Here is a 20,179-nt window from a genome sequence, read left to right as displayed (position 1 = left end):
CGTCACGCCACGGCAAGTCGCAACTCGAACACGAAGCTGCTCCCCTGCCCCGCCGCGCTGCGCACCAGGATCTGGCTGCCCATCAGGCGCACGAGCTGCTGGCTGATGGACAGGCCCAGGCCCGTGCCGCCGAGGTGGCGGGAGGCCTCGGACACCTGCTCGAAGGCCTGGAAGAGGCGGGCCTGCTGGGCCGGCGTCATGCCGATGCCGCTGTCGCTCACCTCGAAGCGCAGCCGCACGTGGCCGTCCTGGGGCGGTTCGATGACGGCCACCGCCAGGCGCATCTGGCCGCTGTCGGTGAACTTGACCGCGTTGGACAGCAGGTTGAGCAACACCTGGCGCAGGCGCTGCCCGTCGATGAGCACCTGCACCGGCAGCCGCGGGTCGACGTCCAGGCCGAAGTTCAGGCCCTTCTGCTCGGCGCGCAGGCGCACGCTGTCGCAGGCCATGTCCAGCAGGGCACGCAGGTCCACCGGCGCCGGCTTGAGCGAGACCTTGCCGGCCTCGATGCTGGCCATGTCCAGCACGTCGTTGATCAGCTCCAGCAGGTGCAGCCCCGAGTCGCGCATCAGCTGCAGCCGCGACTGCTGGGCCGCGGGCACGCCGGGGTCCATCTGCATCAGCTGGGTGAAGCCGAGGATGGCGTTCAGCGGCGTGCGGAACTCATGGCTCATGGTCGCCAGGAAGCGGCCCTTGGCCTGGTTGGCGGCCTCGGCGCGCGCCTTGGCCTCGCGCAGCTCGGCCGTGCGCTCGGCCACCAGCTCCTCCAGGTGGTCGCGGTGGCGGGTCAGCTCGGCCTCGGCCTGGCGGCGCAGCGAGATGTCGCTCACCATGCCCTCGATGCGCCGCTGGCCGCCCTCGGTCTCCACCCAGTGGGCGTTCAGCTCCACCCACAGCGGCCGGCCGCCCGCGCCGCGCAGCTGCAGCTGGCACTGCTGGATCTTGCCCTGCTCGTTCATCACGGCCGAGACGCGCCGCATCTCGTCGCGGTCGATGCCGGTCAGCTCGAACAGCCGCCGGCCCACCGGGCTCTGCGCGCCCAGGCCCAGCATCTGCGTGAAGGCGCGGTTCATGCCCAGCACGCGGCCGTCGGCATCGGCCTGGAAGATGCCTTCGGTGGCGTTCTCGAACAGGCTGCGGTAGCGCGCCTCGCTGGCCCGCAGGCCCTCGGAGCTGAGCTGGACCTGGTCGGCCGCGCTGCGCAGCTTCAGGCTCATGGCATTGAACCGCGTCGTCAGCTCGCCGATCTCGTCGTCACGCTCGACCCTCTCCTGGGCGCCGAGGTCGCCTTTGGCCACGCGCTGCGCCAGCCCCCCGAGGCGGGCCACCGGCCGGCGCACCAGCCAGTCCACCAGCAGCCAGGTGGCGACGACGATGCCCACGACGACAACGGCCAGCAGCCCCACGACGAAGAGCCGGGTGCGCCTGACCTGCTCGTCGACGAGGTCGCGGGTGAAGGTGAGCACCGCCGTCGCGACCTGGGTGCCGGGCGCGTCGGCGGCGGGCTGGTAGGTGATGTCGAATTCGCGTCGCAGCGGCCCGTTGGCCGGGCGGGCGCGTTCGCGGTGCGCCAGGCCGCCGCGCAGGCCCAGGCCCTTGAGCTCGATGGCATGCACCTCGGGATCGGCCATGACAGCGTCGAGCAGGTTCTCGATGGCGACGTGGTCGAGGTTCCAGATGGGGCCGGCGAAGCCGCGCTGGATGAGGCCCGCCATGCGCGCCTCGCGCTGGCCCAGGGCCTGGATGAGCTCGCCCTCCTCGTGGGCCGTCCAGGCCCAGCCGACGGCGAGCACGAGCAGGCTGGCGACCAGGGCGATGCCGGCGGTCAGCCGCGCCTGTATGCCCATGCTCATCGGCCCCCTTGCCATGCGCTGCCCTCCCCGGCTTCACGGCCCGTTGCAGGCTGCGAGCATAAGTCCCCGGCGGCGCTGCGCGCGATGGCGCGGGTAGCCGCCAGCGCCCTCAACCCTTGGCGGCCGCCTTCTTGGCGGCGGCCTTGCGCGCCGGCGCGGCCTTGGCGGGGGCCTTGCCCGCGCGCGGCTCGAACTCGAAGACCACCTTGCCCTCCTTCTTGTCGTAGGCGAGGAAGGCCTTGAACTTGCGGCGCGTCTTGTTGGAGACGAAGTTCTCCAGCAGGTCGGTCTTGCCATCGGCCAGCAGCTTGTTCACCTGGGCCGGCTCGATGGGCTGGGTGAGGATGACCTTGCCGGTCTTGAAATCGCAGGTGACCTTCTCGCCCACCGAGTGCTCGCAGACGTAGTTGGCGCCGTGCTCGTAGACGTGGCCCTGGCACTTGGGGCAGGGCCCCAGAGAGTTCTGGCCGGAGAAGTCCACCGGCTCGCCGTCGTTCTCGGCCTTCTTCGCGTCCTCGCCGAAGTCGAACTCGAGCTTCCAGTTGTCGATCTCGGGGTCGAACACCAGCGCCAGCTCGGCCGTGAAAGGCCAGCCCGCCTTGGAGCGGAAGCCCTCCAGCGGGCCGATCTTCTTGGTCGCCAGGAAGGTCTCCACCTCGTGCAGCTCGAAGCTGCGGCCACCCGGGATCTTGCCGATGGAGAAGCCGCAGGCGTCGCTGCCGTCGCCGCTCCTGCCGGTGCAGGTGAAGCGGCGGTAGTTCTCCTTCACGACGCCGCCGCACTTGGGGCAGGGCGTCTTGAGCGTCGCGTAGTCGCCCGGGATGGTGTCGCGGTCGTAGCCCTTGGCCTTGGCGACCATCTTCTCGGTCATGGCGGCGATCTCGGCCATGAACTGCTCGCGCTTCAGGCGCCCCTTCTCCATCTCGGCGAGCTTGAACTCCCAGTCGCCGGTCAGTTCGGGCCGGGTCAGGTCCTCGACGTCCAGGCCGCGCAGCAACGTCATCAGCTGGAAGGCCTTGGCCGTGGGGATGAGTTCGCGGCCCTCGCGCAGCATGTACTTCTCGGTGATCAGGCCTTCGATGGTGGCCGCGCGCGTGGCCGGCGTGCCCAGGCCCTTCTCGGCCATGGCCTCGCGCAGCTCGTCGTCGTCGATGAGCTTGCCCGCGCCTTCCATGGCCGACAGCAGCGTCGCTTCGGTGTAGCGCGCCGGCGGCTTGGTCTGCAGGGCCTTCACGTCCACGCTCTCGGTGCGCACGACCTCGTTCGGCTGCACCGGCACGAGGTTGGCGTCCTCGTCGTCCACGTCCTTGCCGTAGACGGCCAGCCAGCCCGGCTTGACGAGCACCTTGCCGTTGGTCTGGAAGTGATGCTTGTTGTCGATCTTCGAAATGCGCGTCGTGACCAGGAACTCGGCCGGCGGGAAGAACACCGCCAAAAAGCGCTTGACGACCATGTCGTAGAGCTTGGCCTCGATCTCGGTCAGGGCCTTGGGCGCCTGCAGCGTCGGGATGATGGCGAAGTGGTCCGACACCTTGGCGTTGTCGAACACCTTCTTCGTCGGCTTGATGTAGCCCTCCTTCAACGCCTTGGCCGCGTGCTCGGACAGGGCGCCCAGCGGACCCGGCAGGTCTCCGGTCGCCAGCATCTTGGCCGTGTCTTTGGCGACCGCGAGGTAGTCCTCGGGCAGGAAGCGCGAGTCCGTCCGCGGGTAGGTCAGCACCTTGTGCTTCTCGTAGAGCGCCTGGGCGATGGACAGCGTCGTCTTGGCCGAGAAGCCGAAGCGCGAATTGGCCTCGCGCTGCAGCGTCGTCAGGTCGTAGAGGGCGCCGCAGCTGGTCGTGCTGGGCTTGCTCTCCTCCGTCACCACGGCCGGCTTGCCGAGCACGGCCTTGGCGATCTCGTCGGCCTCGGCCTGAGTCCACAGCCGGTCGGCACGGCGCTCGGCATCGTCGTTCTTCTTCCAAGCCGGATCGAACCACTTGCCCTCGTACTGGCCGGCCTGGGCATCGAAGGATGCGCGCAGCTCCCAGTAGTCGCGGGCGACGTGCTTGCGGATCTTCTCCTCGCGTTCGACGACGATGGAGAGCGTGGGCGTCTGCACGCGGCCCACCGTGGTCAGGAAGAAGCCGCCGTCGCGAGAGTTGAAGGCCGTCATGGCCCGCGTGCCGTTGATGCCCACCAGCCAGTCGGCCTCGGAGCGGCAGCGCGCGGCGTCGGCCAGCGGCAGCATCTGCTGGTCGCTGCGCAACTTCTCGAAGCCCTCGCGGATGGCCGCGGGCGTCATCGACTGCAGCCACAGCCGGCGCACCGGCTTGTTCAACGGGCCCTTGGCCGGCGTGGCGTACTGCTCGATCAGCCGGAAGATCAGCTCGCCCTCGCGGCCCGCGTCGCAGGCGTTGATCAGGGCCGTCACGTCCTTGCGGCGGACCAGCTTGACCAGGGCGTTCAGCCGGCCCTTGTTCTTGTCGATGGGGTTGAGGTCGAAGTGCGGCGGGATGACCGGCAGGTGGGCGAAGCTCCACTTGCCGCGCTTGACGTCGTACTCCTCGGGCGCGGCGATCTCCACGAGATGGCCCACGGCGGAGCTGACGACGTACTGCTCGTTTTCGAAGTGGTCGTCGTGCTTGTCGAACTTGCCGGCCACGGGGGTCAGCGCACGGACGATGTCCTGCGCGACGGAGGGCTTCTCGGCAATGATGAGTGTCTTGGTCATTTGCGACTGAGGAAATGCAACCACAGAGGCACGGAGCCACAGAGCAGATTCCTCTGTTTTTCTCCGCGCCTCTGTGCCTCTGTGGTTGCGTTTTGCATTGAACTGGAAGGACGAACCCGATGCCTACAATCCGGGCCTCGCGCGCACGCTCACGTACGCGCGCACCCATGAAATCACCGTACCACAGCGTTTGATGGCCACCAAAACCCCACGCCGCAAGATCGAAGTCCGCGAATCGGGCGTGCATGGCCGCGGGGTCTACGCAGCAGCGCCCATCGCGGCCGGCGCGCGCATCATCGAATACACCGGCGAGCGCATCACCTGGGACGTGGCCCTGGATCGCCACCCCCACGACCCGGCCCAGCCCAACCACACCTTCTACTTCCACCTCGACGACGGCCTCGTCATCGACGCCCTGTACGGCGGCAACGACGCGCGCTGGATCAACCACGCCTGCGAGCCCAACTGCGAGGCCGAGGAGATCGAGGGCCGCGTCTTCATCAAGGCCCTGCGGGACCTCGAACCCGGCGAAGAGCTGTTCTACGACTACGGCCTGGTGCTGGACGAGCGCCACACCCCCAAGGTGAAGAAGCAGTTCGCCTGCTGGTGCGGCGCGGCGACCTGCCGCGGAACGATGCTGGCTCCCAAACGGCGTTGACAGCCTCCCTAGGCCCATGAACACAGCCACAGAGACACCGAGGCACAGAGGCATGGGGTGCGCTCACACGGGCTTCTCTGTGTCTCCGTGCCTCTGTGGCTGTGTTTCGCAATCGCGGCGTCGAGCCGACTGACGGATGGACCGCCGTCATCTCGCCGAATGCGGCTCCACCAACACCGAAGCCCTCGCGCACCTGCGTGAGGGCGGCGGGCCGCTGTTGCTGTCGGCCGCCCGCCAGACCGCCGGCCGCGGCCGCCTGGGGCGGGCCTGGCAGAGCGACGACGCGGCCCTGACCTTCTCCGTCGCCCTGCCGCTGCCGGCGGAGCTGGACCTGTCCGGCCTGTCGCTGGCCGTCGGCTGCACGGTGGCCGACGTGCTCGACCCCGCGGGCGGGCGCATCCGGCTCAAGTGGCCCAACGACCTCTTCCTGGACGGCGCCAAGCTCGGCGGCATCCTGATCGAGACGGTGCCGCTGCCCGCCGGGCGGCGCGGCGTCGTCATCGGCATCGGGCTCAACCTGCTGCCCCTCCCCCCCGAAGCCGACCGCACCGCCTTCGCCAGCGGCCACGCGGCCCTGCGCAGCCTCGACCCGGCCGCGACGGCCGCCGCGACCCTGGACCGCCTCGCGCCCGCCCTGCGGGCCCTGCTGGCCGACTTCGCCGGCCTCGGCTTCGCACCCTGGCAGCCCGCCTTCGAGCGCCGCGACCTGACGCTCGGCCGCAGCGTTCGCGTCGGCGAGCGCAGCGGCATCGCCCGCGGCGTGAACGAGCGCGGTGAACTGCTGCTCGAGACGGCCGAAGGCCTGCAGCCCGTCGGCGGCGGCGAACTCAGCCTTCGACTGGAGCCCTCGTCGTGATGCGTGTCCTCGTGATCGTGCTGGTGGCGGCCAACGCCCTGTTCTTCGCGTGGTCGCGCGGCTGGCTCGACCTCGTCACGGGCATCCCGGCCGACGGCGGCCGCGAGCCCCAGCGCCTGGCGGCCCAGCAGCATCCCGAACGCATCCAGCCGCTGGCCGCGAGCGCTGCGGCGGCCCTCTCGCAGCGCAGCTGCCTGGAACTCGGCCCGCTGGAGGGCGATGCCGCCCTGGCCGCCGCCCAGGCCGCGCTGAAGGCCGCCGGCGCCGAGGCCCAGCTGCACAGCAGCGAGCAGCCCGGCGTGTGGGTGGTGGCCACCATCAAGCTGGCCGACCCCGACTTCCGCGCCCGCAAGGAAGCCACCTACAAGCAGATGCGCCTGGCCTTCGAACCGCTGGAGGGCCTGCCCGCCGAACAGCCGGCCTTCGTGCTGGGCCGGCATGCCAGCGCCGCCGAAGCGGCGGCCGAGATCGCAGCCCTGGAACGGCGTGGCCTGAAGGGCCTGCGCGTGCTGGCCCTCAAGCCGCCCGTGAGCCGCCACACCCTCGTCATCGCCCAGGCCGACGGCCTGCTGGCTGGCCGGCTCAAGGCCAGCAAGGACCCGGCCTTCGCCGCCGGCTTCAAGGCCTGCAGCGCGCCGCCGCCCTCCGCGGCATCGACGGCCTCCGCGGCTTCGGCCGCCGGGGCCTCAGCCGCCTCGCGCTGAACGGCGCAGCGCCAGGGCCGCCACCAGCAGCCCGGCCAGCCAGGCCGCGCCCGCGGCGCCACCGCCGCCGCCACCGCTGCTCGAGGTGGGCTGCACCGGCGCTGCGGCAACTGTGATGGTGGCCGTCTGGCTGTGCACATAGCCGTCGCTGTCGGTCAGGTCGGCCTGGACCTTGAAGCTGCCAGCGGCGGCCGGCACGACGGTCACGGTGGATGTGTCGGCGCCGCTGCCCAGGGCGCTGAGCACGGCCGGGTTGGAGCCGCCATCGAGCAAGGTCCAGTGCGTGGCCGTGACGGTCTTGCCCGCGGCCAGACCGGAGATGGCGGCCGTGAGCGTCGCGGACTGCGTGGCTGTCAAGGTAGCGCTCGAGGGCGTGACTGTCACCGTCGCGTCGTTAAGGGTCCGGGCCGCGGCCACAGCACCGGCAGCATCCACCATGCCGGCGCCGCAGATACCGGTCTTGCAATAGCACTCCGCCTGCTCAGTCGAATCTGGCGCTCGACAGACCGGCGTGCCGGCCGTGCCGCCGGTGGTCGGAAAAGCACGCGCCGTCACCTTCAGGATGGCGGTGGATTCTGCGGAGGTCAGTGCAGGCCGTACCGAGGCCATCAGCCCCACGACACCACTGACGATAGGCGCCGAGAAGCTCGTACCGACTGACGCGCTGCTGCCAGTGTAGGAAGCGTCGCCCACAACCGGCGTCGTCGCACCGCTGTTCGTCGTGCTGACCATGGGATAGAGGCAGGGCTGGCCGGCGCCGACGTTGATGCAATTGCCACCGGGCGCGGCCACAGTGACCTCCGGGCCAATACTCGCGAAGCCCACCTTTGTGCCGACATGACGGAGCGCCGTCACAGTGATGACACCGGGGCAATTGCCAGGAAGGCCGACCGCCAAACCTTTCGAGTTGCCCGCGGCCACGACGATGGTGGCTCCCGTCGCGTTGACCTGCCCGATGGCGTCGCGGTAGAGGGAACCGGTGCTATCGGTGCTGGCGCAGCTGCCGCTGCCACCGAGACTGAGGTTGAGCACCTTGGCCTTGTTCGTATTCGTCGGGAGGCCAGGGACCGCAATACCTGCCGCCCATTTCACCCCGGCGATGATGTCGCTGTCATAGCCGCCGCACTTGCCGAGCACTCGCACCGGCAGCAACTTAAGCCCCCAGCCAACGCCGGCCATGCCGGTTGTGTTGTTGCTAGCCGCGGCGATGAGGCCCGACACGCGGGTGCCGTGCCAGGAACTGTCGATCTGGGGATAGCTGCCGTCGTCAGCCGGTTCGCAGTGATAGAACTGGCCACCCGCGGTGTTGTTCTCGGCAAAAGTGATCCAGTCGCCCGGGTCGGAAGCGTCCACATCGGCGCCGTCCCCGTCGTTGGCCATGGTGATGGAGTTGGCCTGCTGCGAGGTGCCGTTGGAGCTGAAGCCCACCATGTCGTATCCAGCAAAGATCTGCCCAACGAGCGCGGGCGGCAGGAACTTGCCAGCGAGATCGGGATGGTCGCTTCGCACGCCGGTGTCAATGACGGCCACGACGACGCTTCCAGATCCAGTCGTCAGATCCCAGGCGGCGGGCGCATTGATGCTCGACACCACGGCTGGGTTGGTGACAGTCCCAGGCGCCTTCAAATACCACTGGTCGATGACGCGGGTCTGGATGCCCCCCACCGTAGTCTCCGGATTGACGTTGGCGCCGCCGAACAGCGGATCGTCGGGCAGCTTGAAGTGCTTGCGCAGCCGGTCCACCGCCACCAGTTCCACCTCCGGGTCGGCCGCCAGCCGCTGGGCGAGCTGGGCGGCCGTCATGCCACGCGACATGACCACGTGGGTGCGCTCATCGAGGCTGCGCCCGGCGGCGAGGGCCTGGCCGGTGCGCAGGCCCAGGGCGGTCGCCCGCGTCTGCGCCACCTCGCGGGCCTCGGCGCGCGTGGCCCGCAGGGACAGGGCCTTGGCGCGCACGCTGTCGGCGCCGGGCTTGAAGCGCACGATGACGCGGGCCTCCGGCTCGGCCGAGGCCAGGGCCCGGACGGGCAGCGGCGTGGCCAGCACGGCGGCCATGGCGGCCATGGCGGCCACGAAGAAGGCCGTCGTCAGCAATGAGCGCGTGGACATCATGGCGGTGAACTCGTGCGGTGCAGGGCCGGCCAGTTTAGGCGCGAGCCCCCGGCCGAAAGGGTGACAAATGTGACCCGGCCGCGGGCTGCAAGTGCGGCGCAAGCCTGGCGCGCGGAGTGCGGAAATGGGATGCTGCTTCAGCGGCCGGGTGCAGGCAAGGCTGCCAGCTCGCCCAGGGCGCGCCGGGCCTTGTCGCGCAGCGGCGGCTGGCGCGCGGCCAGCCAGCCGATGGCGAACCAGGCCGCCGGGTCGTCGACCACCCGGCCTTCGTAGCGGGCGCGGGCGACGGCCAGGTCGTTGACCTCGCCCAGCGCCTGCTGGGCTGCGGCCAGGGCCGTGAGGTAGCGGGCCGTCCGCTTGCGCGGCAGCAGCGGGGCGAAGAACTCCACGGCATAACGCTGGCGTTTGACGTGCTTGCGCAGCGCGTGCAGGGCCGCGGCGTCGAGGGCGTCGAAACCCCGCCAGGCCGCGGCCAGGGCCTGGTGCCAGCGGCGCAGCCGGTGGCGCGCCGCGTGCTTGAGCCCGGCAGGCGCGTCCTCCCTGGCCTGCAGGCCGGCGCGCCAGGACAGCCAGGCCAGCAGCAGGCGCTGGCTCTGCGGCGAGCGCACGAGGTCGGCTGCGTCCGGCACGGGCGCCTCGTCGGGCGGCGCCAGCGGCGGCGCGCCGGCCTGCGCCAGCTCGGCATCGACGCCGCTGCCCAGCACGTCGCGGTCGCGCACCGCGCCCAGCGCGGCGAAGAGCTCCTTCAGGCCTTGGACCAGCTCCGTCGGCGGCTCGGCCACCCAGCCGCGAAAGGCCCGCAGCGCACTGCGCAGGCGGCGTATGCCCACGCGCAGCTGATGCACGTGCTCGGGCCGTTGGGCAGCGTCGCCCTCGGTCACGCCGATGGCGCTGCGGCCGATGTGGTCCAGGCACTCGTCGCAGACCGCGGCGAAGGCTTCCAGGGGGCTTGCGCCACGGCCGTAGCGCGGCGTGCCGGCCTTGCGCAGCGGTGCCTGCGGCGCGCCGGCCGCGAGGGCCAGACCTCGTTCGGCCTTGTTGCGCGGGTCCAGCACGAGGCCGAAGCGCCCCCGCCAGCGCTCGGCCAGGGCCAGCATGGCGGTGGCGGAGCCCGACACCAGCTCGAACTCGACCTCGCACAGGCGCTGCACGGCGGTGCCAGCGGTCAGAAGGCCCTGGTCCAGCGCGACGTCGACGACGGCGCCGCGCGTGCGCACCCGCCGCGAGAGCCGCCTCACGTCGGCGACGAAGCGCGGGCCTACGGCATCCCCGGCCTGTGCCGCGGCCTCGACGAGGGCGACCAGCTCGCGGCCAGGTGCCGTGCCGGCATGGGCCAGGGGGTCGGCGCTGGCGTCGGGCCGGTCCACTTCGTGCTCGAAGCGCTCCAGCGCCCCCCGCGCCGCCTTCAAGGCCTGCACCCAGCGCCCGCCCTCGCGGCGCAGCCGCCAGGCCAGACCGGCGCGGGCCAGGCGCAGGTCGGGCGTATCGAAATAGGTGGCCGTCAGCGTGACGCGCCGCGGGCGGCCCCGCCCCGCCAGCTCCGCCGCCAGCGCCGCGCGCGCGGCCGCCGGCACGAGGAACTTCAGCTCGATCTCGGCGTTTGCAGGGGCAGCGGCGGTCAAGGCAGATGGGTTCAGGACTTGGCGCGGTTGGCGGCCAGGGAGCGCTCCTGGTCGGCCTTGCGATCGGCCGCCACGGTCTGCGCATGCGGCCGGTCGCCGACGAGTTTGGCATAACCCTTCCAGTCCACGCCACCGGCAGCCAGCAGGTCCTCGCCGTAGATGGTCTTGGTAGCCATGCCCACCAGTGGCAGGCTGACCCAACCGGCGCAGTCGGCCATCGTGAAACTGTCGCCGGCCAGGTAGGGCCCGAACTTCGCCAGCCGCCGGAAGGCGCGGATGTTCTCCGGCAGCACGCGGGCCACGCGCTTCTTCGTGCCGTCGCTGACCTGGCCGCCGAAGAAGGCCTCCGGGTAGAGCTCCCGCACCACCAACTCCAGGTGCAGCTCCACGTAGGTGATCAGTTCGCGCACCTTGGCAGCCTGGTAGGGGTCGGCCGGCACCAGGGCCGGGGTGCCGGGGTAGGCCGCCTCCAGGTAGTCGACGATGACCTGGCTCTCGCACAGCGCCCCCTGGGGCGTCTTGATGAAGGGCACCTTGCCCAGCGGCGAGCAGCTGAGCACCGCCTCCTCGTGGCAGTGGGTCTCGACACGCTCCTCGGCGAAGGGGATGCCCTTTTCGAGCAGGGCCAGCTTGACCTTGTTGTAGTAGTTCGAGAGCGGAATGCCGCAGAGGGTGATCATGGGTGTCTCCTGGTGAAGGCCGGCAGTCTATGCAGCGGAGCCGGCGCGTCCTGGCGCGGGCGCGACATCAACGGTTGACCAGCACGATGCCCGCCGCCAGCGCCGCCAGCGCCGCGACGAGGCGGGCGCTGATGCCCTCGCTCAGCAGCAGGGCGCCGGCCAGCAGGCCGAACAGGGGCGTGCTCAGCGTGAACACGGCCAGCCGCGTGGCCGCGTAGTGGCGGATCAGCCAGAACCAGGCGAGGTAGCTGGCGAAGGACACGATCACGGCCTGGAAGCCGAACAGGCCGAGCAGCCGCGGCGACCATTGCAGCGGTACCGGCTCGCCGGCCCAGGCTGCCGCGGCGCACAGGGCGAGCGCCGAGACGCCAAGTTGGTAGAGCAAGGTCTTCTCGGCCGGCGCGTGGGCCAGGCGCGTGGCGCGGATGGCCAGCGTCGTGCCGCCCCAGAGCACGGCCGCGGCCACGCCCAGGGCGTCGCCCCACCACTGGCGCGGGCTCTGCGCCGCCGAAAAGCCCTCCGCGAAGGCGAAGGCCACGGCGCCGAAGGCCAGCACCAGGCCGGCCCACTGGCGGCCCGACAGCTTCTCGCCATGGGCGATCCACGGCATGCCCAGGGCCACGACGAAGGGCGAGAGGTAGATGAAGACCACCATGCGCGAGGCGCTGGTGTACTGCAGGCCGACGAAGATGCAGGCGAATTCGGCCGCGAACAGCGATCCGGCCAGCAGCCCGCCAGCCAGGCTGCCGTCGCGCTCGAACAGGCGGACACCCCGCGCCGCCGACCACAGCCAGACCAGCCCGCCCGCGACGACCGAGCGCAGCCCCGCCTGCCACAGCGGCCCGATCTCGGTGAGCGCCGCCTTGGCGGCGACCTGGTTGATGCCCCAGAGCAGGCAGCACAGCAGCAGCAGGGAGACGGCGCGGGCGTCGAGATGGGCGTGGCGGATGGGGGGCGTCATGCTGCGTATGCTGCCAGCATGTTCGAAGTGACCCTTCTCGGCGGCGGCGTGATGGGCGCCGCCACGGCCTGCTTCCTGGCGCGCGACCATGGCGCGGCAGTGACGGTGGTCGAGCGCGACCCGAGCTACGCCCGCGCCTCCAGCTCGCTGTCGTTGAGCTCCATCCGCCAGCAGTTCTCGCAGCCCGTCAACATCGCCCTGTCCCGCTGGAGCCTGGACTTCCTGCGCCGCGCGGCCGACGAGCTGGCCGTGTCCGACGACCGGCCGGCCCTCGGCCTCGTCGAACCCGGCTATCTCTACCTCGCCACCGAAGCGGGTGCCGCGGCGCTGCGCGCGCTGCACGGCCTGCAGCGCGCCGAAGGCGTGGACGTGACCCTGCTGGCGCCGGCCGAACTCGCAGCTCGCTTCCCCTGGCTGGCCGTGGACGACCTGGCGCTGGGCTCGCTCGGGCTGTCGGGCGAGGGCTGGTTCGACGGCCCGGCCCTGCACCGCGCCTTCCGGCGCAAGGCCATGGCCTGCGGCGCGCGCTTCGTGGCCGCCGAGGCGGTCGGCTTCGAGACCGCCGGCGACCGCGTGACGGCCGTGCGCTGTGCCGACGGCTCCCGCCTCGGCGGCGACGCCTTCGTCGTCACGGCCGGCGCATGGAGCGCGCCGCTGGGCCGGGCCCTGGGCCTGGAGCTGCCGGTGCACGCGAAGAAGCGCGACGTCTTCGTGCTGGAGACACCCGCCGAGCTGACCGGCTGTCCGCTCGTCATCGACCCCAGCGGCTTCTGGTTCCGCCCCGAAGGCCGGCTGCTGCTGGCCGGCGGCCCGCCGCGCGGCGACGACCCCGACGACGCGCCCCTGGACGCCATCGACCACGGCCTGTTCGAGGCCGGGCTGTGGCCGACGCTGGCCGCCCGCGTGCCGGCCCTGGAGGCCTTGCGCGTGCGTTCGGCCTGGGCCGGCTACTACGAGATGAATGCTTTCGACCACAACGGCCTGGCCGGCCGTTTGCCCGGTTATGCGAACGCCTACGCCGCCTGCGGCTTCTCCGGCCACGGCATGCAGCAGTCGCCGGCGGTGGGCTGGTCGATGGCCCGGCTGATCGCCGGGCTGGACGCGCCGCTGGTGCAGGCGCTGTCGCCGCAGCGGCTGCTGGACGGGCGGCGACTGCTGGAGGCCAATGTGATCTAACCGGCCACCGCTCGACCCGCAGGTACAGATCGCCGTCCGGCCAGGTCGTTCAACACGTCTTGAACGACCCCACTTGTCTGAACTGAAGCGACCAATTTCAGCAAATATGCTATGTTCAACAAATGTTGAACGTGACAAGTTCGGTGAAATTAGATCAGCTGGCGGCTGACGCGCTGCGAAGGGCGCTGCAAGACGTGCCGCATTCGAAACTCGTCATCGACTCGGAAAAAGCACACGACCCGGGCGTGGACCTGGTAGCCCATATCGACCATCACGGCGAACGCAGGGTCGTGGTCGCCGAGGTCAAGGCGAGCGGCCAGCCGCGGCACGTCAAGAGCGCCTTGTTCCAGCTGAAGCGATACGCCCAAGAGCAGGCGCAACCGATCACACCCCTTGTCATCGCCCCCTACCTGTCCGAAAGCGCCAGGGCGCTGTGCATCGAGAGCCAGGTCGGCTATCTGGATTTCGAGGGCAACACGCGCATCGCGTTTCCCGGGTTCTTCCTGTCCAGGGAGGTGGCCAGCAAACCGCAGACTGAACGGCGCGAACTGCGCTCGCTGTTCAAGCCCAAGTCGGCACAGGTGCTCCGTACCATGCTGCGCGATCCAAGCCAGGCCTGGCGTGTCGTCGACCTCTCCAGGACTGCGGATGTCAGCGCCGGCCAAGTGAGCTATGTGCGCAGTGGGCTTTTGGACCGCGGCTGGGCCGAGGTCTCCGACGACGGCGTGTTCCTGTCCAACCCTGACGCCCTGCTCGATGCCTGGCGCGAGGAATACCAGCCGCCCGCAGGCCATCGATGGACGTTCTACACGACGATGCACGGGTCCAGCCTGGACGACGCGTTGCGTTCCATGGGCGGCGAAGCCGCCGAAGACCGGGGGCTCGCCATCCTCGCTTCCTTCTCGGCGGCGAACTGGCTCGCTCCCTATGGCCGGACGGGCACCCAGTACTTCTACGCCGACCGTGAGGGCGCCCAGCGCCTGCGCGATGCCTTGAAGCTGTCGCCAGCGTCTCGCGGCGAAAACCTCGTGATCACCGTCCTCGACGAGCCCGGGCCTTTGCGCGACTTCATCGAACCTGCACCGGGCATCTATACCACCGGACTCGCACAGACCTACCTGGACCTGTACGCTGCCGGCGAGCGCGGCCGTGAAGCGGCCGAGCACCTTCGCAAGGCGAGGCTGCAGTGGAAAAAATGACGCCCGACGAGCCTCAGAGCGCCAGCGACTACGGCGATCGCACCACGGCAGCCGTCAAGTCCGTCCTGTTGGAAATCGGGCAGATCCTCGGCAGCTACCAAGGCAAGTTCGCCGTGGTCGGCGGCGCCGTGCCATGGCTGCTGCTGAACGACAACGAGGACATGCGGCATGTCGGCACGATGGACGTGGACCTCGGGCTCGATGCCGAAGCGCTCGGCGACGGCGAATACGCGAGCCTCGTCCAATCACTGATGGCCCATGGCTACGTCCAGCGCGAGGCCTTGAAGCGTTTCCAACTCGTCCGGACCATCGATGCGGCCGACGGCGGCGCCCCAATCGACGTGATGGTCGACTTCCTGATGCCCCGCGACGCGCGCATCGTCAGGAACAAGCCACCGCTGGTCGACAACTTCGCGGTGCAACGCGCGAGCGGCGCCGAACTCGCGCTGCGCTTCTATGAGCTCGTCGCCATCTCGGGCGCCATGCCGAACGGTGGGACCAACAAGGTCGAGATCGCCGTCTGCTCCATTCCCGCTTTGCTTGCGATGAAGGGCCATGCGATCAACGGCCGCTACAAGCAGAAGGATGCCTACGACATCTACTTTTGCGTCCGCAACTACCCCGGCGGTCCCGCAGTGCTCGCCCAGGCGTGCCGCCCGCTGCTGGACCATGCCCAGGCCCTTGCCGGCTACCGGTTCATCGCCGAGAAGTTCGATTCGCTCGAAGGCTTCGGCCCCAGCTGCGTGCGAGGCTTCGTGCAGGAAACCCAGGTGCTCGGGGAGCGCACGCCGGATCAGTGGCAAATGGACGCCTTCGGACAGGTCGATGCGTGGTTGCGCGCGCTCGATCTGCGTGCCTAGCTTCGGGCTTGCGGACGGCCGAAGTGATGGCGCCTCGGCTGCGCCAGCATGGCCGCGCAGTTGCCCTGCAGCTGTTGTCAGCGCCTGACGTAGCGCGTGGCGGTGAGGCGGTCCGACACCGCGCTGGTCTTGTTGTCGACATAGCCGCGGCCGCGCAGTTCGCCGCGCACCTCGGCGTCCGAAGGACTGGCGTCGGGGCCCTTGGGGTGGACGACCCAGACCGTCTTGCAGGGCATGCCGGCGTGGAAGTCGGCCATGCGCTCGACCTCGAAGGGCGACTGCACCACGGCCACCAGCATGTGGGCCGCGCGCGGGTTGCTCGTGAGCCCGTGCCCGAGGGCCTCGGCCAGCGCGGGGTCGAGGGCGCCGTGCGTCGGGCCCATCAGCAGGGCGGGGTGTTCGGCGCTGATGCCGAGCTTGGCAGCCAGGGTGGGCGGCGGGGTCAGCAGCTTTCTGAGCCAGCGCTCGGCCTCCTTGGCGCCGAGTTCCAGCACGACCGCCTCGCCGTCAGCCTCGAAGCACAGGGTCTCCCCGTCGACGCGCAGGTTCTGCAGGGCGGCGATGGCCCAGCGCCGCTTGAGGTCGCCGCGCAGCACGACGGTGGTCGATTCGAGCAGCGCCTTCACCTCGGCGCCCTCCTCGCCCACGCGGGCGGTGCAACTGGCTTCACGTCCCATGCGGGCTCCTCGCTGACTTGTCGTTGAAGCGCATTGTCAGGCCCCAGGCCAGGGCGCCGGCGAGGGCGCCGCAGAGGTGGGCGAAGGGGGCGACGGGGAAGTCGAAGCCGGCCGTGGCGCGCAGCGCGGGGCCGAGGGGGTGTTCCAGGGCCAGCTTGGCGGCAAGGCCGAGGGCGATGCCGGCACCGACGAGGCGCTCGCGGCCGGGGCGCGTCAGCAGGGTCAGCGCGGCGATGGCGACGAGGCCATGCAGTTCGCCGGACAGGCCGGCGTAGCGCTGGAGTTCGGGCTTGAGCAGCAGGCCGGCCTGGGTCAGGGGCAGCGCGAGGAGGGCGGCGGTGGTTTCACGCCAGCCGAGGCGGGCACGCCAGCCGAGCAGGGCGAGGACGGCACAGCCAGCGAGGTTGGCGGCGAGGTGGATGGGGGTCCAGTGGACGAAGGCGGCGGTGAGGGCGCGCCAGGGTTGGCTGACGGCGAGGGTGGGTTGCCAGTCGAGGGCTTCCCGCGGGGCGGGCCAGATCAGGAGGGCTGCAGTGGCCAGGGTGGCGCAAAGGGCGAGCCAGCTGAGACGGCGCGTCATTGAAGAAGCCGGGAGATGGGAGCTTTTGCAACGAGCCTTTCGACTCGGTGCACCGTGCCGGGAGTTCGCCCCGGCGGGCGACCTACTTTCTGGCCCGCCAGAAAGTAGGCAAAGAGCGGCCCCTGCAAAACCGCCCACCCTGCGGGTGGGTGCCCTGCGATGCTCGAAGCCCGGGGCCGCGCCCAACTCGCTTCGTTCACTGCGTTCACTACGCTCAGACAAAGGGGCGCGAAGTCAGTTGTTGAAGCGCGCTGCGCGCGCGCCCCGGGCTCCTGCGCTTCTCGGCGGTTTAGAAGGGGAGACCCCAAGCAGCCGAAACAGCCAACAGCCAAACGCCGCATCCCTGCGGTCGCGGCTGTTCCTTCACTCCCCCTTTGAGCCCGCCGAGGAGCGCAGCACCTTGAGGCCGCGTGCGCAGCACGCTTCAACAACTGACTCCGCGCAACTGTCTGAGCGCAGCGTAGCGAAGCGAGTTTTGCGCGGGGCCTCAAGGTGCGAGCACCGCAGGGAACCCCGCAGCGCAGCGAAGGGGCGGGCGGTTCGGGGGCGACTTTTTGCCTACTTTTTGGTCGCCCAAAAAGTAGGTCGCCCGCCGGGGCGAATTCCCGGCATGGGCCTTCGCAGCAAGACACCTGAGGCACAAGCCACCAGCGCCGCCAGACGCGGCCTAGCCGAACACCGCCCGCCACAACGCCCTCACCGCTGCCCGGTGACCTTCCAGCGGCATCGCCGCCCCCGCATCCAGCGCCGTCGACTGCTCATCCAGCCTCGCCCGGTGCTGCACGCGGCGCAGCTCGCGGTAGGCGTTGGCCGCCCGCACGCCCACGCCCGCGGGCAACAGACCGGCCGCCTCGCAGCGCTGCAGCAGGGCGATGTTGCCGGCGTTGTCCTGCAGCTCCGGGTGGGCCGCCGAATGCGCCAGCACCAGGAACTGCAGCGCGAACTCGGCGTCCATCATGCCGCCCTCGCTGTGCTTGACGTCGAAGAGGCCCTCGCGCACCGGCCGCGCCGCACGCACCTTCTCGCGCATGGCCTGCACCTCGCGCTTGAGGGCCTCGGCGTCGCGCGGTGCCGTCAGCACCTGGCGGCGCACCGCCTCGCAGCGTTCGGCCATCGAGGCCTCGCCGGCGCAGAAGCGCGCCCGCGTGATGGCCTGGTGCTCCCAGGTCCAGGCGGTGTTGCTGCCGCGGCCGGTCTGGTAGGCCTCGAAGTGGGCCAGCGAGGTGACCAGCAGACCCGAGTTGCCGTTGGGCCGCAGCGCCGTGTCGATGTCGAACAGCTCGCCCGCCGCCGTGCGCAGGGTCAGCCAGGTGATGAGGCGGCGCACGAAGGCGCCATAGATCTCGCCTGCGTTCTCGTCCTCGTCGTCGAAGACGAAGACGACGTCCAGGTCGCCGCCGTAGCCCAATTCCTTGCCGCCGAGCTTGCCGTAGGCGATGACGGCCAGGCGCGGCGACTCGCGGTGGGCCTTGGCGAAGCGCGCCCAGGCCCATTGGATGGTGATCTGCAGCACCGCGTCGGCCAGCAGCGAGAGGTCGTCGGCCACCTGCTCGACCGTGATGCAGCCCTCGACGTCGCGCACCAGCGTGCGGAAGACCTCGGCATGGTGGGCGCGGCGCAGGGTGTCGAGCAGGGCCTCCTCGTCGGCCTCGCCGCTGCGTGCCCAGCCGCGCTCGCGGTCCTGCAGGTCGGCGATGAAGGCCTCGCGGTCGAAGCGGGCCTGGAGCAGCAGCGGGTCGGCCAGCTCGTCGATGACGCCGGGGTGCTGCATCAGGTAGCGCATCGGCCAGCGCGCCAGGCCCAGCAGGCGTAGCAGGCGCTGCTGCACCGCGGGGCGCTCGACGAGCAGGGCGAGGTAGCTCTCGCGCCGCAGCAGCGGGCCCACCCAGTCGACGAAGCGCAGGGCGGCGTCGAGCGAGCATTCCTCGGCAGCCACCGCCTGCGCCGCCCGATGGAAGAGTTTGGCCAGGCGCTGGCGCGACTCCTCGCGCAGGCCCTGCACGCGCGGGCTCTCGGCCAGGCTGCGCACGGCCGCCGCCAGCGGCGCCGGCAGGCTCTGCAGGAAGTCGTCGGCATCCACCGCCGGCCGCGGCCCGCCGCACTGGCCGCCGCGGCAGCCGCCGGGCTTGGCGCCGGTGCCTTCATGCAGCAGCGCATCGAACTCGGTCGCCACCAGCTCGCGCACCTCGCCGAGCTGCTCGAAGAGTTCACAGGCCTCGCGCGAACACGTCAACCCGAGGGACGCGGCGATCCAGGCGAGGTCGGCGTCGGCCTGGGGCAGGCAGTGGGTCTGCTGGTCGTCGAGGAACTGGATGCGGTGCTCGACGCGGCGCAGGAAGACGTAGGCCTCGGTGAGGCGGCGGGCGGTCTCGGGCTTCATCAGGCCGCCGGCGGCCAGCTGGGCCAGGGCCTTGACGGTGGAGCGGGTGCGGATCTCGGGGAACTGGCCGCCGCGCACCACCTGCAGCAGCTGGACGATGAACTCGATCTCGCGGATGCCGCCGCGCGAGAGCTTCACGTCGTTGGCCCGTTCGGGCCGGCCGGCGGCGCGCGCCTTGGCCTCGCTGCGGATCTTGCCGTGCAGCTGGCGCAGGCCCTCGAAGACGCCGTAGTCCAGGTAGCGGCGGTAGACGAAGGGGGTGACGAGGTTGCGCAGGGCCAGGGTGCGCGGGTCGGCTGGCGAGCCGGGGCCCGACAGCGGCGCGACGACGCGGCTCTTCAGCCAGGCGAAGCGCTCCCACTCGCGGCCCTGCACGAGGAAGTACTCCTCCAGCATGCCCAGGCTGACGACCGGCGGGCCGCTCTTGCCGTTGGGCCGCAGGGCCAGGTCGACGCGGAAGACCTGGCCGTCGTCCGTCACGTCGCCGATGAGGGCGTACAGGCGCCGGGCGACCTGGGAGAAGTACTCATGCGCGGTGACGGGCTTGGCGCCGTGGGTGGCGCCGTCGTCCTCGTAGACGTAGATGAGGTCGATGTCCGAGGAGACGTTGAGTTCGCGCGCGCCGAGCTTGCCCATGCCCAGCACCCAGAAGGCGATGTCGCGTCCCTCCGCCGTGCACGGCGCGCCGTGGATGGCGTCCAGCTCGGCCCGCGCGGCGGCGAGGGCCTGGTCGAGCGTGACCTCGGCCAGGTGGGTCATCGCGAGGGTCACGTCGTCGACGCTGGCGCCCCGCTCGATGTCCAGCACCGCCAGCCGCTCCAGCACCAGGTGCCGGGCCACGCGCAGGGCGCTGGCCAGCGGCCGCTCGCGCGCCAGGTCGGCGATCAGGGCGGCGATGACGGCGCGGTCGGGCAGGCCGGCAGGCAGCCGTACCAGCTCGGCCGCATAACGGCGCCGGACGCGCTGCACATAACGGCTGTGTTCAGCGAGAACGATCAAGGCGAATCACTCCACATCGCTCAGCGGCTGCCGTGGATCCGGCTTTGCCGGGCCACTGGCAGCTGCCAAAGCCAGAGGCTTTGTCCTTCGCCAGGCACAAACAGTCCACAGGACTGTTTGTGTCCGGGCTCAGCCCCATGAGGGGTCGG

General features: G+C 70.6%; 15 protein-coding genes. 6 read left to right on the top strand and 9 right to left on the bottom strand.

The window, feature by feature from the left end:
- Positions 1 to 2 precede the first annotated feature (2 nt).
- Together LXT12_RS16330 and LXT12_RS16325 are read right to left on the bottom strand one after the other, a co-directional pair.
- A complete protein-coding gene (locus LXT12_RS16330; RefSeq protein ID WP_233393329.1) occupies positions 3 to 1,853 on the bottom strand; it encodes an ATP-binding protein in 1,851 nt (616 codons plus the stop codon).
- Positions 1,854 to 1,962: 109 nt separating this feature from the next.
- Complete coding sequence (locus LXT12_RS16325; protein WP_233393324.1) at positions 1,963 to 4,566, bottom strand: DNA topoisomerase III; 2,604 nt, start codon at positions 4,564 to 4,566, stop codon at positions 1,963 to 1,965.
- A gap of 193 nt (positions 4,567 to 4,759) precedes the next feature.
- Between LXT12_RS16325 and LXT12_RS16320 the strand changes: the two genes are divergently transcribed.
- The 3 genes from LXT12_RS16320 to LXT12_RS16310 all read left to right on the top strand — a co-directional run bounded on the left by LXT12_RS16320 (position 4,760) and on the right by LXT12_RS16310 (position 6,784).
- Positions 4,760 to 5,224: an SET domain-containing protein gene (locus LXT12_RS16320; RefSeq protein WP_233393320.1), complete on the top strand. Its 465-nt coding sequence runs from the start codon at positions 4,760 to 4,762 to the stop codon at positions 5,222 to 5,224.
- Between the two features lie 136 nt (positions 5,225 to 5,360).
- Positions 5,361 to 6,080, top strand: a complete 720-nt coding sequence (locus LXT12_RS16315) for a biotin--[acetyl-CoA-carboxylase] ligase (RefSeq protein ID WP_233393315.1) — start codon at positions 5,361 to 5,363, stop codon at positions 6,078 to 6,080.
- A complete protein-coding gene (locus tag LXT12_RS16310) occupies positions 6,080 to 6,784 on the top strand; it encodes a hypothetical protein (RefSeq protein WP_233393313.1) in 705 nt (234 codons plus the stop codon). The genes LXT12_RS16315 and LXT12_RS16310 overlap by 1 nt, the downstream gene beginning before the upstream one ends.
- Here the strand turns inward: LXT12_RS16310 and LXT12_RS16305 are convergent.
- The 4 genes from LXT12_RS16305 to LXT12_RS16290 all read right to left on the bottom strand — a co-directional run bounded on the left by LXT12_RS16305 (position 6,767) and on the right by LXT12_RS16290 (position 12,159).
- Positions 6,767 to 8,878 (bottom strand): S8 family serine peptidase, encoded by a 2,112-nt coding sequence (locus tag LXT12_RS16305; RefSeq protein ID WP_233393312.1) that lies wholly within the window; start codon positions 8,876 to 8,878, stop codon positions 6,767 to 6,769. The genes LXT12_RS16310 and LXT12_RS16305 overlap by 18 nt on opposite strands.
- A 155-nt stretch (positions 8,879 to 9,033) precedes the next feature.
- On the bottom strand, positions 9,034 to 10,518 hold the full coding sequence (locus LXT12_RS16300) for a CYTH and CHAD domain-containing protein (protein WP_233393311.1): 1,485 nt from the start codon (positions 10,516 to 10,518) through the stop codon (positions 9,034 to 9,036).
- An 11-nt stretch (positions 10,519 to 10,529) separates the two neighbouring features.
- On the bottom strand, positions 10,530 to 11,198 hold the full coding sequence (locus LXT12_RS16295; protein ID WP_233393306.1) for a glutathione S-transferase family protein: 669 nt from the start codon (positions 11,196 to 11,198) through the stop codon (positions 10,530 to 10,532).
- Positions 11,199 to 11,265: 67 nt separating this feature from the next.
- A complete protein-coding gene (locus LXT12_RS16290; RefSeq protein ID WP_233393304.1) occupies positions 11,266 to 12,159 on the bottom strand; it encodes a DMT family transporter in 894 nt (297 codons plus the stop codon).
- An 18-nt stretch (positions 12,160 to 12,177) separates the two neighbouring features.
- Between LXT12_RS16290 and LXT12_RS16285 the strand changes: the two genes are divergently transcribed.
- The 3 genes from LXT12_RS16285 to LXT12_RS16275 all read left to right on the top strand — a co-directional run bounded on the left by LXT12_RS16285 (position 12,178) and on the right by LXT12_RS16275 (position 15,394).
- On the top strand, positions 12,178 to 13,335 hold the full coding sequence (locus LXT12_RS16285; protein WP_233393297.1) for an NAD(P)/FAD-dependent oxidoreductase: 1,158 nt from the start codon (positions 12,178 to 12,180) through the stop codon (positions 13,333 to 13,335).
- A 122-nt stretch (positions 13,336 to 13,457) separates the two neighbouring features.
- On the top strand, positions 13,458 to 14,534 hold the full coding sequence (locus tag LXT12_RS16280; protein ID WP_233393296.1) for a type IV toxin-antitoxin system AbiEi family antitoxin: 1,077 nt from the start codon (positions 13,458 to 13,460) through the stop codon (positions 14,532 to 14,534).
- Positions 14,531 to 15,394, top strand: coding sequence for a nucleotidyl transferase AbiEii/AbiGii toxin family protein (locus LXT12_RS16275; protein WP_233393294.1), 864 nt, complete (start codon positions 14,531 to 14,533; stop codon positions 15,392 to 15,394). Before LXT12_RS16280 ends, LXT12_RS16275 begins: the two co-directional genes overlap by 4 nt.
- A 77-nt stretch (positions 15,395 to 15,471) precedes the next feature.
- On the opposite strand, the gene LXT12_RS16270 is transcribed toward LXT12_RS16275, so the two are convergent.
- The 3 genes from LXT12_RS16270 to glnE form a co-directional block, all read right to left on the bottom strand.
- Positions 15,472 to 16,071: a hypothetical protein gene (locus LXT12_RS16270; RefSeq protein WP_233393291.1), complete on the bottom strand. Its 600-nt coding sequence runs from the start codon at positions 16,069 to 16,071 to the stop codon at positions 15,472 to 15,474.
- On the bottom strand, positions 16,061 to 16,651 hold the full coding sequence (rrtA, locus tag LXT12_RS16265) for a rhombosortase (protein ID WP_233393290.1): 591 nt from the start codon (positions 16,649 to 16,651) through the stop codon (positions 16,061 to 16,063). Before rrtA ends, LXT12_RS16270 begins: the two co-directional genes overlap by 11 nt.
- A 667-nt stretch (positions 16,652 to 17,318) precedes the next feature.
- Positions 17,319 to 20,030 (bottom strand): bifunctional [glutamate--ammonia ligase]-adenylyl-L-tyrosine phosphorylase/[glutamate--ammonia-ligase] adenylyltransferase, encoded by a 2,712-nt coding sequence (gene glnE, locus LXT12_RS16260; RefSeq protein WP_233393285.1) that lies wholly within the window; start codon positions 20,028 to 20,030, stop codon positions 17,319 to 17,321.
- Positions 20,031 to 20,179: the final 149 nt, after the last annotated feature.

The sequence above is a fragment of the Pelomonas caseinilytica genome (assembly GCF_021353235.1).
Lineage (GTDB): Bacteria > Pseudomonadota > Gammaproteobacteria > Burkholderiales > Burkholderiaceae_C > Pelomonas > Pelomonas caseinilytica.
The sequence above is the reverse complement of the archived record's forward strand: the minus strand, read 5'-3'. Positions and strand labels throughout refer to the sequence as shown.

What these genes read in the sequence shown, in the direction of transcription:
- LXT12_RS16330 (WP_233393329.1), bottom strand. Translation starts at nt 1,853, where the DNA reads ATGAGCATGGGCATACAGGCGCGGCTGACCGCCGGCATCGCCCTGGTC.
- LXT12_RS16325 (WP_233393324.1), bottom strand. Translation starts at nt 4,566, where the DNA reads ATGACCAAGACACTCATCATTGCCGAGAAGCCCTCCGTCGCGCAGGAC.
- LXT12_RS16320 (WP_233393320.1), top strand. Translation starts at nt 4,760, where the DNA reads ATGGCCACCAAAACCCCACGCCGCAAGATCGAAGTCCGCGAATCGGGC.
- LXT12_RS16315 (WP_233393315.1), top strand. Translation starts at nt 5,361, where the DNA reads ATGGACCGCCGTCATCTCGCCGAATGCGGCTCCACCAACACCGAAGCC.
- LXT12_RS16310 (WP_233393313.1), top strand. Translation starts at nt 6,080, where the DNA reads ATGCGTGTCCTCGTGATCGTGCTGGTGGCGGCCAACGCCCTGTTCTTC.
- LXT12_RS16295 (WP_233393306.1), bottom strand. Translation starts at nt 11,198, where the DNA reads ATGATCACCCTCTGCGGCATTCCGCTCTCGAACTACTACAACAAGGTC.
- LXT12_RS16290 (WP_233393304.1), bottom strand. Translation starts at nt 12,159, where the DNA reads ATGACGCCCCCCATCCGCCACGCCCATCTCGACGCCCGCGCCGTCTCC.
- LXT12_RS16285 (WP_233393297.1), top strand. Translation starts at nt 12,178, where the DNA reads ATGTTCGAAGTGACCCTTCTCGGCGGCGGCGTGATGGGCGCCGCCACG.
- LXT12_RS16280 (WP_233393296.1), top strand. Translation starts at nt 13,458, where the DNA reads ATGTTGAACGTGACAAGTTCGGTGAAATTAGATCAGCTGGCGGCTGAC.
- LXT12_RS16275 (WP_233393294.1), top strand. Translation starts at nt 14,531, where the DNA reads ATGACGCCCGACGAGCCTCAGAGCGCCAGCGACTACGGCGATCGCACC.
- LXT12_RS16270 (WP_233393291.1), bottom strand. Translation starts at nt 16,071, where the DNA reads ATGGGACGTGAAGCCAGTTGCACCGCCCGCGTGGGCGAGGAGGGCGCC.
- rrtA (WP_233393290.1), bottom strand. Translation starts at nt 16,651, where the DNA reads ATGACGCGCCGTCTCAGCTGGCTCGCCCTTTGCGCCACCCTGGCCACT.